Genomic DNA, 14,750 nt, shown 5'->3' with positions numbered 1-14,750 from the left:
GCCTAACCGGTGTTTTTCTTATGGGTGTTGATCTCTTTGATGGCCAGCCCAATCAGCTCATTGCCGGCTTCTAAAATGTGATCATCGCCAATCCCTAAGGTTTTTAATTCGTTAAAAAAGCCTCGGGCTAGGATCACCGCAACTTTGTGGGGGTCGCCGGCAAACTGAGCATTCATTTCGTTTGCGGTTTGGCTTTTCTCCAGCATCATCATGGCAAAGCGCGAGTTCAAAATGCCCTCAACTCGCAGCAATTGAATCGATTTGGCTAAGTAACGAGTCAGGACTAAGGCCAGCTCAAGGTCATGTTCAGAAAAGCTTCGGCCATCCAGTGGCTCGCTGATGTTAACAACGCCACTTGGCGTCTCATTCATCCAGATCGGTACGCAGATGAAGCCACCACTTCGCTCGGCAAGATGTGCAAAGGCGCTCTGTTGAATATCGGCAACCAGAAGCGGCTTTCCGCTTTTGAGTACGGTTTCTGAAATCCCAGTCTTGGATTGATCGCTTTGGGTGGCTTCTTCGCTGAGGCTTCCAGTGTGGGCGCGAATGCGCATCCTAAGATGGGACGCATCGTCTTTGGCGGGCTTAACAAACATGATTGAGCAGCGCGTAACGACCAATAGAGACGCTATTTGCTCGGTCAGCTCGTGCAGGGAATTATCAATGTCTGGATGGTGGCTTAAAAAATGATCCAGACTGGCGAGTTCGTCTTCAAACGGCGTGTTGCTTGGCATACGTCACTCCTTGAGAGTTTATCTCCCGTCCTGCTTTCTCGGAAGCAACCCCTCCTGATGCATAGAATGAATCACGGTATGGAAATCCAACAGTGATAGGTCTTTTTTTTCGGCTTCGGCACCTTCTAAGAGTAGTCGAAAACAAATGATATTCAGCAGTCGCGGGTTACCTCGACTGAACTTAAATAGGTAATCGGCGGTTTTGGCGTTCACTAGAGCTGGCGGGTTATCGGATAGGCTCATTAACCGATATTCGATGTAGGGCTGAATCTCAAAGGGCATTAAGGGTTTGAGTTCTGTGCTGAGCGCAATCTTATCCAGTAAATAATGAGCACGCCCTTTTTGCAGCCGTTGCATCAGCTCTTGAGAGCCGGCCAAAACAATTTGTACCAAATGCTCATTCTGATGTTGAGCACCTGCAAATAACCCCAACTCATATAAGGCCTCATCTGAGAGGGCGTCGGCTTCATCGAGTAAAAACACCACTTTGTGGCCTGCTCTGCGTAAGCGGCGAATGTACAGCGTGATCAGTTGTAACGTTTTGGCTTTGTCCTCACTTGGACGAAGCTTTAACGAAAAAGCCATCGCCTCAAAAAGCTCGTTAGAGGTAAAGGGGTAGCACTGAAGGTAAACGAAACGGTATTGCTTGGAGTGTAATTCTGACAGACGTTTTAAAAAACTGGTCTTGCCTACGCCAGGCTCGCTGCTGATAAAAAAGACGCCTTCATTGAGTGCAAGGAATTCGGTCAGCAGTCGGTTGGCTTTAATCACGGATTGGCTGGAAAAAAACAACTCTGTATCAGGAGAGATGCGAAAAGGTTGGTCTCTAAAACCAAAGAAGCGTTCCACGCTGGAAGTGGGCAGTGCGCACTCTGTCATTGATCCCTGCACTTAACGTTAAAAAACGTTACAATCCTTATTTGTCACTCTTTGATGACAGTTTGTTTTTATGCGATCGTCATCTTATTGTGCTAACAATGCCGATCATTGATGTTTGTTAAGCCTACTTAAATAGGGCATTGACGACAATAACCGTGTCATCACTTTGTGATCAAGGTATACTCGATTTTATAGGATTGGCAGCAACTGGCTTCTGCCAGACGCTGACGCCGTTGATGGATTAACACGATGTACGAATCATACTATGGCTTGAATGAAGAGCCGTTCCGCTTAAGTTCTGATTACCGCTTCAGTTACGGTCATAAAAGCTATACGCGAGCACGCGCTTACATGCAGTATGCCTTTGAGCGTGCAGAAGGCTTTGTGATGATCACCGGCCAGCCTGGCACCGGCAAAACCACCTTAGTTAATGATCTTACCAATACGCTGGAATCCGATCGTCCGGTAAAGATCGCCATGCTGGTTACCACGCAGATGGATGCGAGCGACCTGCTGAGCATGGTGGCGTTTCATTTTGGTTTAGACACCAAGGGGCTCAGTAAAGCACAAACGCTTCAAGCGTTGACGCTGCATCTTCGCCGTAATCATCAAAGTGGCGGACGTGCTTTGCTGATCATTGATGAGGCGCAAGGGCTGTCACTGAACTCGTTAGAAGAGCTGCGCTTGCTCACTAACTTGCAAGATGGCAACCAGCCTTTAATTCAGATTTTTTTGCTAGGCCAAGAAGGGCTTAAAAGCTTGATTCAGCGACCAGAGATGGAGCAAGTGCATCAAAGATTGGTGGCCACCTGCCACTTAAAGCCTCTGGATCTTGAAGAGACCAAAGCCTACATACAGCACCGTTTACTAATAGCGGGCTGGATTGGCAAGCCTGAGATCAGCGAGCCGGTCTATCAGGTTATTCACAAGTTCAGTCAGGGCATTCCGCGCAAAATCAACTTGGTGTGTAGCCGTCTCATGCTGTTTGGCAGCATCGAAGAGTTAACGCGTTTAACGCTCGCCAACGCAAAAGAGGTCATCGAAGAGCTCATCACAGAGCAGCTCCTCAGTGCTGATCTCACTCTGGGAGAGGAGTTTGATCAAGAGGATTGGTACGAGCCGATTGATCTTCAATTGGGCGATCTGGAGGAGCTGGAGCTGGACGCTTCACCAGTAGAATCTCCGGAGTCTTCGGTTACCGAGCAAACGGTACCGCTGACCGTACAAAAAGAATCGGAGCTGCCTCCGCCTATTGGTCAGCAAGCGCTTTTGGATACGCTTGATCGCTCAGAAAACCAAAAGACCATCGAAAAAGAGAGCAACGCGTATGCTCGTGTACCGATTGATACCGAGCTTCACTCTCGTTCAGAATACCGCTCCAATGGGCTGCCCTACGATGAAGGTGGATATCAGCCGCCTAAGCGCACGAACAGCGTGGGGTTGATCCTATTATCGATTGTGGCATTTTTGTTGATTTCGACCATGGTGCTGTTTTTGATCAACCCCGAAGGGTTTGTGGAAAAAGTGTATCGCGTACTGTCCTTGATCTAATCAAGGCTTTATCGCCAAACGCAAGGAAATGGGATTTCCCTTTCAAGGAGGAAAGTAATGCTGCGGTTTTTCCGGTGGCTGAGTCTGTCGAAGGGTCGCAGTTTTGCCCTGATGTGTATGTTAAGCACATCACTTCTATCCAACCACGCCAGTGCGGTGACACCCTATATCTTAATTGATGCCGAGAGTGGCGCTGTCCTTAAGCAAAGTGATGCAGACGTACCTTGGTACCCGGCTTCCTTGACCAAAATGATGACACTTTATTTGGTGTTCGAGGCGCTTGATCAAAAAAAGCTGACCCGCCAAAGTGCACTGACTGTGTCAGCCAAAGCGGCCACTCAACCGCAAAAAAAACTAGGGCTAGAAAAAGACACCAGCATCGCTTTGGATAAGGCGATGTATTCGGTCGCCACAGTATCGGCCAATGATGCAGCGGTAGTCCTAGCCGAAGCGGTATCGGGCAGTACCTCCAAGTTTGTGACGGCCATGAATAAAATGGCCCGTAAACTTGGCATGTTGGATACCCACTTTACCAACGTCACAGGCTTGCCGAACGCCAAGCAGCTGACCTCGGCTCGGGATATGGCGATTTTAGCCCGCGCCATTATCAAAGATTACCCACAGTATTACCCTATCTTCTCGAACCGAAGCCTGACACACGAGGGGGAAGTGTTACCGACCTACAATGCTTTCTTGAACCGCTATCAAGGGGCTGAGGGCTTTAAAACCGGCTATACCTGCGGCTCTGGTTACAATTTAGTGGCTGCAGCAAAGCGCGATGGGATGCGATTGATCAGCGTGGTCTTGGGGGCAGACTCCCTCAGTAGCCGTATGGCGCTGACCACAAATCTTATGGATGAAGGGTTTAAAATCACCCCTGATGCGCCGGGGTTGGTGCTGGTGGCGTTTCGCCGAAGTGTGCCGATCAGCCTAGAACCTGAATACGTTCTAGACCGACCGGGGTGTGCCCAGTTTTAAAGTGGCGGGTTACGCCTCCTGAGTGATGGGCTCCTCGCGTTTTTGTAAGCTCATGCGCAATACAATCCCTAAGGCCGTACAGCATAAGATGACGGTTGCCATCGGCAGCGGCGTGCCATCGCCGTAAATACCCACTAAAGACCCCGTCAACGCGCCGGTGCTGAACCCGCAAGCGCCCAGTAGCGCTGTGGCCGTTGCACTGTTGGTGGGGAAGTGTTCAATGGTGCTCGACATGCTGTTGCTCATGATAAAGCTGTGGCAAGCCATGATGCACATCATCAGCAGTGCGAAGATATACACTGAGTGCTGCTCGACCAGATAAATGTAAGCAAACATCAAGATGGCTGCAGCAAACTGCATCCCTTGACCAAGTCCCAATAATTGATGTGGTGATTTATTGCGCAACATTCGGTTGTTGATACGGTTAGAGACGATCAAGGCTAAGATATTGACCCCGAAAAAGATCGGATACTGGTTCTCGCTCAGATTAAAATAGCCCATATAGACCGATGGAGAGCCAGTAATAAAGGCAAACAATCCACCTTGTGCGCACGCCAGTGTAAATAGATACGCTAAAGCTTGGCGGTGCGACAACACCATCCAGTAACGTTTCCAAAGACTGATTTTATGCTCATGTTTTACCCGAGTTTCTGGCATGTTAAAAGCGAACACGATGATCAGTAGCACGGCATACACGAGCAAAAAGATGAAAATGGCTCGCCAGCCGATCACACCCAAAATAAACGAGCCAATCACCGGTGCCAACAAAGGCGCAAGCATCAGAATCAACGCCATGTTTGATAGGGTTTTGGCGCTGTCCTTGCCGCTACTGATGTCACGGATGATGGCGTTGGCGTTGACCACTGCAATACCGCCACCTAAAGCCTGCAAAATACGAAACGCCCACAGCGCGTGGACATCATCGATAAAGCAGATCAAAAAGGACGCGACCACAAAGACTAGCAGTCCCGTAAAGGCTGATCGACGTCGTCCAAAGTGATCAGATAAAGGGCCGCCCATCAATTGGCCAAAGCCAAAGCCCAATAAAAAGAAGCTGATGGACAATTCTACATCGTGAACGGATGCGCCGATGTCATCGGCAATGGAGGGGATGGCCGGCAAGTAGGCATCAATGGCCAAGGGCGCCATCGCCGTTAAACCCGCCAACATAAAAATCAGGCCGGGTATGGAGTGTTTGTGTGTCATAAAACCTCTGAACTTTGTACAGGTAGGCTTGATTGCATGGGCGAATCGCATTGCGGTTTGACTGAAGGGTGCGGAGATTGCCCAAAAGTGTGATTGACGCAGATCAAGCGGAAACTTAATGTGTAATATACATTACATTTATGACCGCCGTGTGTTTTGCAGGCGTTTTTTCCAAGAACAGATTGTTGTTGAACGCGTAGAGCTTTTCCTGACTCATTGGGGAATCTTTGCGCACAAATGCTGTGCAAGCGTCTCACTTAATTCATTCATGGTTTATTGCCACTATGCCCATTCAGAAAGCCGCGACGGTTAAAGGTCGTCATCGTCAAAAACGTATTTTGGCTGCTGCAAAATCGGTGTTCTTAGAACAGGGTTTTGAACGGGCCAATGTCAGCGAAATCATGGCACGGGCGGGTGGGTCGATGAGTACTCTGTATCGAGTCTACGGCAGTAAGCTAGGCTTGTTTGAGGCGATGATCGAGCAGTCCACCATGGACCTGTTCCCGATGACCGAGGATGAACAGCTTTGGTGCGATGATGTGCGACGCTCGTTGACCCGTTTTGGTGAAAAGATGATCGCTGTACTGACCCAAACCGAAGCGAGGGCGATCCGTTGCATCGCATTATCCGTGAGCAGTGCTGAAAGTCAGGCGATACGACAAGCGTTTTACACTCAAGGCCCACAGCATGTGACCGGGCTTTTGGCAGCCTATTTAGAAACTCAGAAGCAGCAAGGACACATTCGGGTCGTAGATACGGAGGTGGCCGCCGCACAATTTATCGAAATGCTGAAGGCTCCTTGGTACCATAAAGCCGAGTTTGGTTTTGGGTATGAGCCTCATGAACCAAGCACAGCACTAAAGCAGGCCGTTGAGTTTTTTTCCGCGGCGTTAATCCCCGCTTTTGAGCCGGTCACCGATGGTATTACTGATCGATAATTACGATTCCTTCACATTTAATGTGGCGCATTATCTTACTACTAGCGGTAAAGACGTTGTGGTCAAACGCAACGATCAAATCACTCTGGATGAGATCAAAGCGCTGTCGCCTTCTCATATAGTGATCTCCCCAGGGCCTTGCACCCCCAACGAAGCGGGGATATCCCAAGTGGTGGTGAGAACCTTTGCAGGCCGCATCCCTTTACTGGGCGTCTGTTTAGGGCATCAAACCATTGCGCAAGCATTCGGTGCGCGGGTGGTGCGTGCGCCAGTGGCGCTGCATGGCAAAACCTCCTTGATAGAACATAACCAGCAAGGTGTGTTCGAAGGTTTGCCAAGCCCCATGCGTGTCACACGATACCACTCGCTGGTGGTTGAGCCTGCGTCTCTGCCCGATGAGCTTGAGGTCACTGCTTGGACATGCAACGAGCAGGGCGAGCGTGATCAGATCATGGGGTTGAAGCATAAACATCTCTTGGTCGAAGGGGTGCAGTTTCACCCAGAGGCGATCCTGACAGAGCACGGTCACGCCTTATTTGATCGATTTTTGCAATCGTAAAGAGCGTAATCGTGAGAGCTAGGCTCGACCCAAGCCGCAATCAATGCCAAAATCGAGCCATAAATAAAGAGCAGGACTAGATCGGAGTATCGGATGGAGATTAAACAAGCCCTAGCGCGCATAGCAGAGAACAGTGATCTGACTCGCGATGAGATGCAATCCATTATGGAGCAAATCATGTCAGGGCAAGCCAGCGATGCTCAAATCGGTGCCTTGTTAATGGGACTTCGCATGAAAGGCGAAACCGTCGAAGAGATCACCGCCGCCGCAGGTGTCATGCGCTCATTGGCTTTGCCTGTCAGCATCAAGCATAGCAATACGGTTGATATCGTAGGTACAGGTGGTGATGGCGCAAACCTGTTTAATGTATCCTCAGCATCCGCTTTTGTTGTTGCAGCTGCGGGTGGCGTTGTCGCTAAGCACGGTAACCGATCTGTATCATCAAGCTCTGGTGCCGCCGATGTGCTTGAAGCCGCCGGTTTGAATCTTGAGATCACCCCAGAGCAAATCGCCGCTTGTATTGAGCAAGTAGGCGTAGGCTTTATGTTTGCCCCGCAACATCACCTGGCCATGAAGCACGCCATTGGCCCGCGCCGTGATATGGGGATGCGAACCCTGTTTAATGTGTTAGGTCCGCTGACCAACCCCGCTGGCGTTAAGCATTACCTACTGGGGGTGTTTGATGCTTCACTGTGTTTACCGCTGGCAAAAGCGCTGCAAAACCTCGGTGCTCAGCATGCCATGGTGGTTCATGCATCTGATGGGTTGGACGAGATCACTTTGTCGGGCAAAACCCACGTAGCTGAGTTACAATCGGGGGTTATTAAAGAATATGAGCTTACGCCAGAAGATGTCGGGCTTGAAACAACCTCGTTAGATGGACTGCAGGTTGGTTCAGCACAGGAAAGTTTGGCATTGATTAAAAGTGCGTTTGCCGGTGAGTCGCCAAAAGCACAAGCGATGATCGCACTGAATGCAGGGGCGGCCCTGTATGTCGCCGACGAAGTAGCAACACTTCAAGCGGGTGTCGAGAAAGCGCTGGCCGTTATGAATAACGGTAAGGCGGCTGAAAAAGTAGCCGAGCTGGCTCGTGTGAGTCAGGGAATGAATTGAGTAAGTTATGTCTGAATTACCAACGGTTCTGAAAACCATCATTGAGCGCAAGTACGAGGAAGTAAAAGAGCGCTCTGCGCGGTGTACGATTGCTGATCTGGAAAAACGCATCCAAGCACAGCAAGGAACCGACTTCGATCCTCGTGGCTTTACCGATAACATCGCCTTTTCCATTGTGGGCCGTAACTGCGCGGTGATCGCCGAAGTGAAAAAGGCGAGCCCGTCTAAAGGTGTTCTGCGCGAGCACTTTGACCCAGTGGCGATTGCCAAATCGTATCAGCAAGGCGGCGCAACCTGCTTGTCCGTATTGACCGATGCTGACTTCTTCCAAGGGCATGAAGATTACTTGATGCAAGCGCGTGCTGCGACCTCGATGCCAGTGATCCGTAAGGACTTTATCGTTGATCCTTACCAAGTCTTTGAAGCGCGTGCGATTGGCGCGGATTGCATTCTGTTGATTGCCGCCGCACTTGAAGAGGCTCAGATGGCCGAGTTAGATAATCTTGCTAAGCGTTTAGATATGGATGTCCTGATCGAAGTACACAACGGCGATGAGCTTGAGCGTGCACTGACATTGGATAACCGACTCATCGGCATCAACAACCGCAATCTGCACACCTTTGATGTGAGCTTAGATCACACGTTTGAATTGCTAAATGCCATCCCAAAACACCACATTGTGGTGACCGAGAGTGGTATCCAAACGCGTGAAGATGTGGCGAAAATGCATCAGCACGACGTACACACCTTCTTGGTCGGCGAGACCTTCATGCGTGCCGATGATCCAGGTGCAAAACTGGCCGAACTGTTTGACGAATAAGGTTAGAACATCATGAAAGCAACCGTTGCATGGGACGGTGACGTCCGATTTAAAGCCACAACCGGTACGGGTTTCAACCTTATGATCGATGGCGAACAAAAAGTAGGCCCTCGACCAATGGAACTGCTCTTGGCAGGTCTTGGCGGCTGCACCAGTTACGATGTTGTGGGGATTTTAAAAAAATCTCGTCAAGACGTTGAAAGTTGCGTCGCTGAAATCTCGGCAGAGCGCGCTGACACGGTGCCATCGGTGTTCACCGACATTCATGTTAAGTTTGTTGTGACAGGCCGAAAGCTCAAAGAGAAGATGGTCGAGCGCGCCGTGAAACTCTCGGCTGAAGAGTACTGCTCTGCATCGATCATGCTAGAGAAAGGCGGTGTTAAAATCACTCACAGTTACGAAATTGTCGAGTTAGAGGGCTAAGTTCTCTCTGCCTCTATCCAAAAAGCCCCATTAGGGGCTTTTTGTGTTTTTGGGCTTATCAAACGTCGCTTTACTCGGTGTCTTCCGGGGTGGCGGGCTTGTCGAGGTTTCTGTCTCTGTTTTGATAAGCTTCGCGTTCTGCGCGTTCAATCTCTAAGCTTTTATACTGCGAGGATGCCTGCGGCTGCTCGGTCTCATTGATGAGGCTGCCGCTTCTAGGAGGGGCTTGCGGTTCGGGTGCATCTCGAACGGGGGTTGCCGGTTTAAAAATTTTCCGCTGTGCGTCCGTGCTGCAGGGCCGATCGGTAAAAATAGAGCGGCCATCTTCGCCTGAGCATTCATAGACGGCGTCGGCCAGCAGATCCGTGCTGAAAAGCGAGGCGGTTATAAGCGCTACGTTTGCAAATGTCACAATAGAGTGCCGATTCATGGGGTTCCCTTTTCATCCGTTTCCGGTACTTCGAGTCAGGCTGTGTCAACGCAAGCACGCTTACGATGAGCCAGTCAAAGTAATATCGTCTTTATTGTGGCTAAGGTCAAAGATTTCGTACAAGTGGTCGTGTTTCTTTGTTGTATGCGGTGTTCGAAATCTGTACAATGCACGCCTCTTTTTGAGAACTTTTCATCCTCCTTGCTTTCGGCGAGGTCGTAAGACCCTCATTACGCCCGAAGGCTTTAACCCGTAAGGAGCTATTATGCGTCATTACGAAATCGTATTCTTGGTTCACCCGAACCAGAGTGAGCAAGTACCAGCGATGGTTGAGCGTTACACCAACCTGATCGAAGGTGCTGAAGGTAAAATCCACCGTCTGGAAGACTGGGGCCGTCGTCAACTGGCTTACCCAATCAACAATGCTCACAAAGCACACTACATCTTGATGAACATCGAATGTTCGCAAGAGATCCTGGACGAACTGGAAAACATGTTCCGCTACAACGACGCTGTTCTGCGTAACATGATGATCCGTCGTAAAGAAGCGATCACTGAAGTATCTCCAATCAAAGCTGCTGAAGCACGTGAAGAGCGTAAGCCTCGTCGTGAGCAACAAGAGAAGCCAGCTCAAGAAGCAACTTCTGAAGCAACTGAAACAGCCGAAGCGGCTGAATAAGATAGGAGATTATCAAGATGGCTCGTTTTTTCCGTCGTCGCAAGTTCTGCCGTTTCACAGCTGAAAACGTAACTGAGATCGATTACAAAGATCTGGAAACGTTGAAAGGCTACATCACTGAAACGGGCAAAATCGTACCTAGCCGTATCACTGGTACTAAAGCTCGCTACCAGCGTCAGCTGGCTACAGCGATCAAGCGCGCGCGCTTTGTTGCTTTACTGCCTTACACTGACAACCACGAATAATTGTCAGTTCGTCCTTTTTACGGGGCGTTAACATACGGTATTGGCGACTTAGGTCGTTGATAAGAATTTAGCACTGCAGAGCGATCTGCAGCACCAAAGAGGTTTACGAGATGGACGTTATCCTGCTCGAAAAAATTGGTAAGCTGGGTTCACTGGGCGATAAAGTGTCCGTGAAAGCTGGTTTCGGTCGTAACTACCTGATCCCTAACGGTAAAGCTGTTCCTGCAACAGCGGTTAACGTTGCAAAATTCGAAGAGCGTCGCGCTGAGCTTGAAAAAGCCGCTTCTGAAAAGCTGGCTGCAGCTGAAGTACGTGCTGAAGCTCTGAATGGCTTCGAAGTGACTATCGCTTCTAAAGCGGGTGACGAAGGCAAACTGTTCGGTTCTATCGGTACTCGTGATATCGCTGATGCGATCTCAGCGGCTGGTCAAGAAGTTGCGAAAAGCGAAGTGCGTTTGCCAGAAGGCGCTCTGCGTACAGTTGGTGAGTTCAACGTAGCTCTGCAACTGCACCCAGAAGTCAGCACTGAAGCTGTTATCAAAGTGGTTGCTGAAGCTTAATTTTAGCCCGCTTTAAGAAAAAACACCGTTCCGGGCAACTGGTACGGTGTTTTTTTTTGCCGTAAACACACTAAGCTATCAGACTCGTTGAGCTTGTTGTTAAATGGGTTAACAATAAGCTCAACGGTTTTGTGTTCAGTAATACAGGTTGCTTGATGGATTATTCCGAACTGCAAGATGACGAAGTCGCTAAAGTCAAAATTGCACCGCACTCGATAGAGGCGGAGCAATCGGTGCTCGGCGGTTTGATGTTGGATAACAACACATGGGATACGGCTTCAGAAGTCCTCTCAGAAGAGCATTTCTACCGTCATGATCACCGCTTGATCTATCGAATCATGCAAAAGCTGGTCAATGAGCAGCAGCCGATTGACGTTGTGACCCTATCCGAGGAGTTAGATCGCACCGGTGACCTCGATAAAGCCGGCGGTTTGGATTACTTGGTAGAGCTTGCTCGAAATACCCCGAGTGCCTCGAACATTCGAGCGTACGCCGAGATCGTTCGCGACCGTGCCTTATTGCGCCAAATGATCGGTGTGGCTCAGGAGATTTCCGATAACGCTTTTTTCCCAGAAGGGCGCGCCCCAGAGGAGATATTGAACGATGCCGAGCAAAAGATCTTCCAGATCGCTGAAAACCGTCCTAACCAAGGTGGCCCAGAGCCGATTAACCCACTGTTGAAAAAAGCGGTCGATCGCATAGATTACCTCTTTAATAACTCCGGCGAACTGACCGGCGTGACCACAGGTTTTGACAACCTGGATGACCGAACGGCCGGTCTTCAACCATCGGATCTGATCATTGTTGCGGCACGTCCTTCCATGGGTAAAACCACCTTTGCGATGAACTTGGTCGAGAATGCCCTGATGGCGACAAACCGCCCCGTGTTGGTATTCAGCTTGGAGATGCCGGCGGATCAGTTGATCTCGCGTATGCTCTCGTCAGTCGGGCGGATCGATCAAACGAAAATTCGTACCGGGCAACTGGATGAAGAGGATTGGCCTAAGCTCACCACAGCCGTCAATATGATGCGCGATAAACCTCTCTTTATCGATGATACGTCAGGTATCAGCCCTAACGAGATGCGTACTCGGGCACGACGCATCGTGCGTGAGCATGGCGATATTGCCATGATCATGGTCGACTACCTTCAGTTGATGCAGATTAAAACCGGTAAGCCGAACAGTCGTTCAGAGGAGATCTCGGAGATATCCCGCTCCCTGAAAGCCTTGGCAAAGGAGATGGGGTGTCCTGTGGTGGCGCTGTCGCAGCTTAACCGTAGTTTGGAGAACCGCCCAAATAAACGCCCTGTAAACTCCGACCTTCGTGAATCGGGGGCGATCGAGCAGGATGCCGACGTTATCATGTTCATCTATCGTGACGAGGTGTACAACGAGGACTCGCCGGACAAAGGCATAGGTGAAATCATCATCGGTAAGCAGCGTAACGGCCCAATCGGCTCGTGTAAGTTAGCCTTCATCGGTAAGTACACGCGCTTTGAAAACTTAGCGCCGGGCACTTACACCGACTTTGAAGAGTAGCAATAATACCTTGCTCTTTTAGTGAACGATCACTCTAAGAGGGCAAGGTAACGCTCGACCACGCTCACCAGTTGCTGGCAGAGCGTGCGAAGGTCTTCTTCGCTCATCACGTACGGTGGCATGATATACACAAGGCGTCCAAAAGGGCGTACCCAAATACCGGCTTCAACCATCATCGGTTGCAGGACTCGGTTATCGACCCCTTCTTCAAGTTCAATCACACCAATGCCGCCCAGGCAGCGAACTTCTTTGACGCCTTTTAAGTCAGCCGCCGGTTGAAGTTCCTGTTTAAGCTGCTGCTCGATGCGGGCCAGCGTGTTTTGCCATGGGCTGTTATTCAGAAGTGTTAGGCTGGCATTGGCTACCGAGCATGCCAAAGGGTTGGCCATAAAGGTTGGCCCGTGCATAAAGCAGCCCGCCCCGCCTGACGAAATCGTCTCGGCAATCTCTTGGGTGGTGAGGGTGGCGGCAAGCGTCATGTAACCGCCGGTAATCGCTTTGCCAAGGCAAAGAATGTCCGGGATGATGTCGGCATGTTCGCAGGCAAAGAGTTTACCGGTGCGTCCAAACCCTGTCGCGATCTCATCGGCGATGAGCAAAACCTGATACTCATCGCAGAGTTTACGAGCGGCTTTTAAATACTCAGGGTGATAAAAGCGCATGCCGCCTGCGCCTTGAACAATCGGTTCAAGAATAAGCGCGGCTAAGCAGTTGTGATGACGTTCAATTAACTCCCGCAAGGAGCGAATATCGCTCTCGCCCCATGCTTGATCAAACCCCACCTCTGGGCGCTCTGCAAAAAGATGTTTGGGTAAAATATCGCTGAAAATCTCGTGCATGCCGGTCACGGGGTCGCAGACCGACATCGCACCGAAGGTGTCACCGTGATAGCCGTTTTTCAGAGTGATCAGGCGGTATTTTTTGCATCGACCTTTGGCGTGCCAATACTGAATCGCCATCTTGATCGCCACTTCAACGGCCACAGAGCCAGAATCGGCCAGAAAGACTTTCGTCAGTGGTGTAGGCGTCATCTTAACCAGTTGCTGTGCAACCCGAATCGCAGGCTCGTGGGTGAGTCCGCCAAACATAACGTGAGACATCTGGTCGATCTGGTTATGCGCCGCTTCGTTAAGCGCCGGGTGGTTATAGCCGTGAATCACCGACCACCAAGAGGCCATGCCATCAATCAAAGAGCGTCCATCGGCCATTTGTAAGCGAACGCCGCTTGCTGAAACGATGGGGTAAGCCGCAGGCGGGTTGATCATGGAAGAGTAGGGGTGCCAGATGTGGTCCTGATCAAACTGAATGTCGCTTGCGGTGATGCTCATAGCGGCCTCGATAGCTGGTAAGTTAATGGTTAAGCTTGGTCGCAGAGAATCAGATCCACTAGATGGATCGCATCCTCATCAATCGACCAACGAACGTCAAATTCGTATAGGCGAATACCGTATTCCCGATTTGGGTCCCGCTGGTACGCCGGTCTTGGATCGCAGCGCAAAATCTCGCTGATCTCCTCTAACAACGTAAAACCCCTTTCGCCAAGCTGGCTAAGCTTGGTTTTAACCGCATCGCTGCTTTTGATCGGAAGATCAAGCGGCTCAAAACGGTTGGCAATCGCGCACTCGGCCTCGGGTAGGCAGTCTGAATAGGGCAGATACGGTTTGATGTCCAATACCGGTGTGCCATCTAAAAGGTCAGCACCAGAAATGCCAAGCACAACGCGTTGGGCCTCGGTCTTGATGAATTCGAGCTTCACGGCCGAGAGGCCGATCGCGTTGGGGCGAAAGGGGGATCGGGTGGCGTATACGCCGACTTTCTCGTTGCCACCTAAGCGAGGTGGCCGAACTTTTGGTTTCCAGCCTTGATCGGCCGTAGCGCTAAAATAAAAGACAATCCAAAGGTGGGTGGTACCTTCTAACCCCAAGACGGTATCGGGGTGTCCAAAGTCAGGGAGAAGCTCCAGCGTGGAGACCATGGTTTGTGTGAGGCCCGGTTGTCTTGGGATGCCGAACTTCTCTTTAAAGCCGGATCGAATGTAGCCAATCGGTTCTAGGTTCACACAGATCTCCTTCGTTCACACACGGGGGCTTAAGC

At 50.4% G+C, this 14,750-nt stretch carries 17 protein-coding genes; 11 read left to right on the top strand and 6 right to left on the bottom strand.

Annotated features, from left to right (window positions below; genetic code table 11):
• Window positions 1-2: 2 nt before the first annotated feature.
• On the bottom strand, window positions 3-734 hold the full coding sequence (locus ACXAF9_RS01170; RefSeq protein WP_475069401.1) for a GAF domain-containing protein: 732 nt from the start codon (window positions 732-734) through the stop codon (window positions 3-5).
• Window positions 735-752: 18 nt separating this feature from the next.
• Window positions 753-1,613: an ExeA family protein gene (locus tag ACXAF9_RS01165; RefSeq protein WP_475069400.1), complete on the bottom strand. Its 861-nt coding sequence runs from the start codon at window positions 1,611-1,613 to the stop codon at window positions 753-755.
• A gap of 249 nt (window positions 1,614-1,862) precedes the next feature.
• Here ACXAF9_RS01165 and ACXAF9_RS01160 point away from each other — a divergent pair, with 249 nt between their 5' ends.
• Both ACXAF9_RS01160 and ACXAF9_RS01155 read left to right on the top strand, forming a co-directional pair.
• Entirely contained in the window at window positions 1,863-3,164 is a 1,302-nt protein-coding gene (locus ACXAF9_RS01160) for an ExeA family protein (protein ID WP_475069399.1), read from the top strand.
• 57 nt (window positions 3,165-3,221) lie between these two features.
• Window positions 3,222-4,142, top strand: a complete 921-nt coding sequence (locus tag ACXAF9_RS01155; protein WP_475069398.1) for a D-alanyl-D-alanine carboxypeptidase family protein — start codon at window positions 3,222-3,224, stop codon at window positions 4,140-4,142.
• A gap of 9 nt (window positions 4,143-4,151) precedes the next feature.
• On the opposite strand, the gene ACXAF9_RS01150 is transcribed toward ACXAF9_RS01155, so the two are convergent.
• Window positions 4,152-5,348 carry a multidrug effflux MFS transporter gene (locus ACXAF9_RS01150; RefSeq protein ID WP_475069397.1) on the bottom strand — a complete coding sequence of 399 codons (1,197 nt, stop codon included), beginning with the start codon at window positions 5,346-5,348 and terminating at the stop codon, window positions 4,152-4,154.
• Between the two features lie 284 nt (window positions 5,349-5,632).
• Here ACXAF9_RS01150 and ACXAF9_RS01145 point away from each other — a divergent pair, with 284 nt between their 5' ends.
• The 5 genes from ACXAF9_RS01145 to ACXAF9_RS01125 all read left to right on the top strand — a co-directional run bounded on the left by ACXAF9_RS01145 (window position 5,633) and on the right by ACXAF9_RS01125 (window position 9,201).
• Window positions 5,633-6,286 (top strand): TetR/AcrR family transcriptional regulator, encoded by a 654-nt coding sequence (locus tag ACXAF9_RS01145; protein ID WP_475069396.1) that lies wholly within the window; start codon window positions 5,633-5,635, stop codon window positions 6,284-6,286.
• The gene (locus ACXAF9_RS01140) at window positions 6,267-6,845 is read left to right on the top strand and encodes an anthranilate synthase component II (protein WP_475069395.1); all 579 of its coding nucleotides are present in this window, start codon (window positions 6,267-6,269) and stop codon (window positions 6,843-6,845) included. Before ACXAF9_RS01145 ends, ACXAF9_RS01140 begins: the two co-directional genes overlap by 20 nt.
• A 93-nt stretch (window positions 6,846-6,938) precedes the next feature.
• Complete coding sequence (trpD, locus tag ACXAF9_RS01135) at window positions 6,939-7,958, top strand: anthranilate phosphoribosyltransferase (RefSeq protein ID WP_475069394.1); 1,020 nt, start codon at window positions 6,939-6,941, stop codon at window positions 7,956-7,958.
• A gap of 7 nt (window positions 7,959-7,965) precedes the next feature.
• On the top strand, window positions 7,966-8,778 hold the full coding sequence (gene trpC / locus ACXAF9_RS01130; RefSeq protein WP_475069393.1) for an indole-3-glycerol phosphate synthase TrpC: 813 nt from the start codon (window positions 7,966-7,968) through the stop codon (window positions 8,776-8,778).
• A gap of 12 nt (window positions 8,779-8,790) precedes the next feature.
• Window positions 8,791-9,201 carry an OsmC family protein gene (locus ACXAF9_RS01125; protein WP_475069392.1) on the top strand — a complete coding sequence of 137 codons (411 nt, stop codon included), beginning with the start codon at window positions 8,791-8,793 and terminating at the stop codon, window positions 9,199-9,201.
• A 70-nt stretch (window positions 9,202-9,271) separates the two neighbouring features.
• Here ACXAF9_RS01125 and ACXAF9_RS01120 read toward each other — a convergent pair whose 3' ends face one another.
• Complete coding sequence (locus tag ACXAF9_RS01120; RefSeq protein ID WP_475069391.1) at window positions 9,272-9,631, bottom strand: DUF4124 domain-containing protein; 360 nt, start codon at window positions 9,629-9,631, stop codon at window positions 9,272-9,274.
• Between the two features lie 265 nt (window positions 9,632-9,896).
• Here ACXAF9_RS01120 and rpsF point away from each other — a divergent pair, with 265 nt between their 5' ends.
• From rpsF to dnaB, 4 genes are all read left to right on the top strand, one after another.
• Window positions 9,897-10,310 (top strand): 30S ribosomal protein S6, encoded by a 414-nt coding sequence (gene rpsF, locus ACXAF9_RS01115; protein ID WP_475069390.1) that lies wholly within the window; start codon window positions 9,897-9,899, stop codon window positions 10,308-10,310.
• 17 nt (window positions 10,311-10,327) lie between these two features.
• Window positions 10,328-10,555, top strand: coding sequence for a 30S ribosomal protein S18 (gene rpsR / locus ACXAF9_RS01110; protein WP_475069389.1), 228 nt, complete (start codon window positions 10,328-10,330; stop codon window positions 10,553-10,555).
• Between the two features lie 110 nt (window positions 10,556-10,665).
• Entirely contained in the window at window positions 10,666-11,115 is a 450-nt protein-coding gene (gene rplI / locus ACXAF9_RS01105; RefSeq protein ID WP_475069388.1) for a 50S ribosomal protein L9, read from the top strand.
• A gap of 155 nt (window positions 11,116-11,270) precedes the next feature.
• Window positions 11,271-12,656 carry a replicative DNA helicase gene (gene dnaB, locus ACXAF9_RS01100; RefSeq protein ID WP_475069387.1) on the top strand — a complete coding sequence of 462 codons (1,386 nt, stop codon included), beginning with the start codon at window positions 11,271-11,273 and terminating at the stop codon, window positions 12,654-12,656.
• A 29-nt stretch (window positions 12,657-12,685) separates the two neighbouring features.
• On the opposite strand, the gene bioA is transcribed toward dnaB, so the two are convergent.
• On the bottom strand, window positions 12,686-13,984 hold the full coding sequence (gene bioA, locus ACXAF9_RS01095) for an adenosylmethionine--8-amino-7-oxononanoate transaminase (protein WP_475069386.1): 1,299 nt from the start codon (window positions 13,982-13,984) through the stop codon (window positions 12,686-12,688).
• A gap of 29 nt (window positions 13,985-14,013) precedes the next feature.
• Window positions 14,014-14,715, bottom strand: coding sequence for a tRNA (N6-threonylcarbamoyladenosine(37)-N6)-methyltransferase TrmO (gene tsaA, locus ACXAF9_RS01090; protein WP_475069385.1), 702 nt, complete (start codon window positions 14,713-14,715; stop codon window positions 14,014-14,016).
• Window positions 14,716-14,750 lie beyond the last annotated feature (35 nt).

The organism is Neptunomonas sp. ABH4_499 (assembly GCF_056160565.1).
The sequence above is the reverse complement of the archived record's forward strand: the minus strand, read 5'-3'. Positions and strand labels throughout refer to the sequence as shown.

Excerpts from the sequence above, each read along its gene's own strand:
- ACXAF9_RS01145 (WP_475069396.1), top strand. The coding sequence starts at position 5,633 with ATGCCCATTCAGAAAGCCGCGACGGTTAAAGGTCGTCATCGTCAAAAA.
- trpD (WP_475069394.1), top strand. The coding sequence starts at position 6,939 with ATGGAGATTAAACAAGCCCTAGCGCGCATAGCAGAGAACAGTGATCTG.
- ACXAF9_RS01155 (WP_475069398.1), top strand. The coding sequence starts at position 3,222 with ATGCTGCGGTTTTTCCGGTGGCTGAGTCTGTCGAAGGGTCGCAGTTTT.
- rplI (WP_475069388.1), top strand. The coding sequence starts at position 10,666 with ATGGACGTTATCCTGCTCGAAAAAATTGGTAAGCTGGGTTCACTGGGC.
- bioA (WP_475069386.1), bottom strand. The coding sequence starts at position 13,984 with ATGAGCATCACCGCAAGCGACATTCAGTTTGATCAGGACCACATCTGG.
- ACXAF9_RS01170 (WP_475069401.1), bottom strand. The coding sequence starts at position 734 with ATGCCAAGCAACACGCCGTTTGAAGACGAACTCGCCAGTCTGGATCAT.
- dnaB (WP_475069387.1), top strand. The coding sequence starts at position 11,271 with ATGGATTATTCCGAACTGCAAGATGACGAAGTCGCTAAAGTCAAAATT.
- ACXAF9_RS01140 (WP_475069395.1), top strand. The coding sequence starts at position 6,267 with ATGGTATTACTGATCGATAATTACGATTCCTTCACATTTAATGTGGCG.
- ACXAF9_RS01120 (WP_475069391.1), bottom strand. The coding sequence starts at position 9,631 with ATGAATCGGCACTCTATTGTGACATTTGCAAACGTAGCGCTTATAACC.
- ACXAF9_RS01125 (WP_475069392.1), top strand. The coding sequence starts at position 8,791 with ATGAAAGCAACCGTTGCATGGGACGGTGACGTCCGATTTAAAGCCACA.
- trpC (WP_475069393.1), top strand. The coding sequence starts at position 7,966 with ATGTCTGAATTACCAACGGTTCTGAAAACCATCATTGAGCGCAAGTAC.
- ACXAF9_RS01165 (WP_475069400.1), bottom strand. The coding sequence starts at position 1,613 with ATGACAGAGTGCGCACTGCCCACTTCCAGCGTGGAACGCTTCTTTGGT.
- ACXAF9_RS01150 (WP_475069397.1), bottom strand. The coding sequence starts at position 5,348 with ATGACACACAAACACTCCATACCCGGCCTGATTTTTATGTTGGCGGGT.
- ACXAF9_RS01160 (WP_475069399.1), top strand. The coding sequence starts at position 1,863 with ATGTACGAATCATACTATGGCTTGAATGAAGAGCCGTTCCGCTTAAGT.
- rpsR (WP_475069389.1), top strand. The coding sequence starts at position 10,328 with ATGGCTCGTTTTTTCCGTCGTCGCAAGTTCTGCCGTTTCACAGCTGAA.
- rpsF (WP_475069390.1), top strand. The coding sequence starts at position 9,897 with ATGCGTCATTACGAAATCGTATTCTTGGTTCACCCGAACCAGAGTGAG.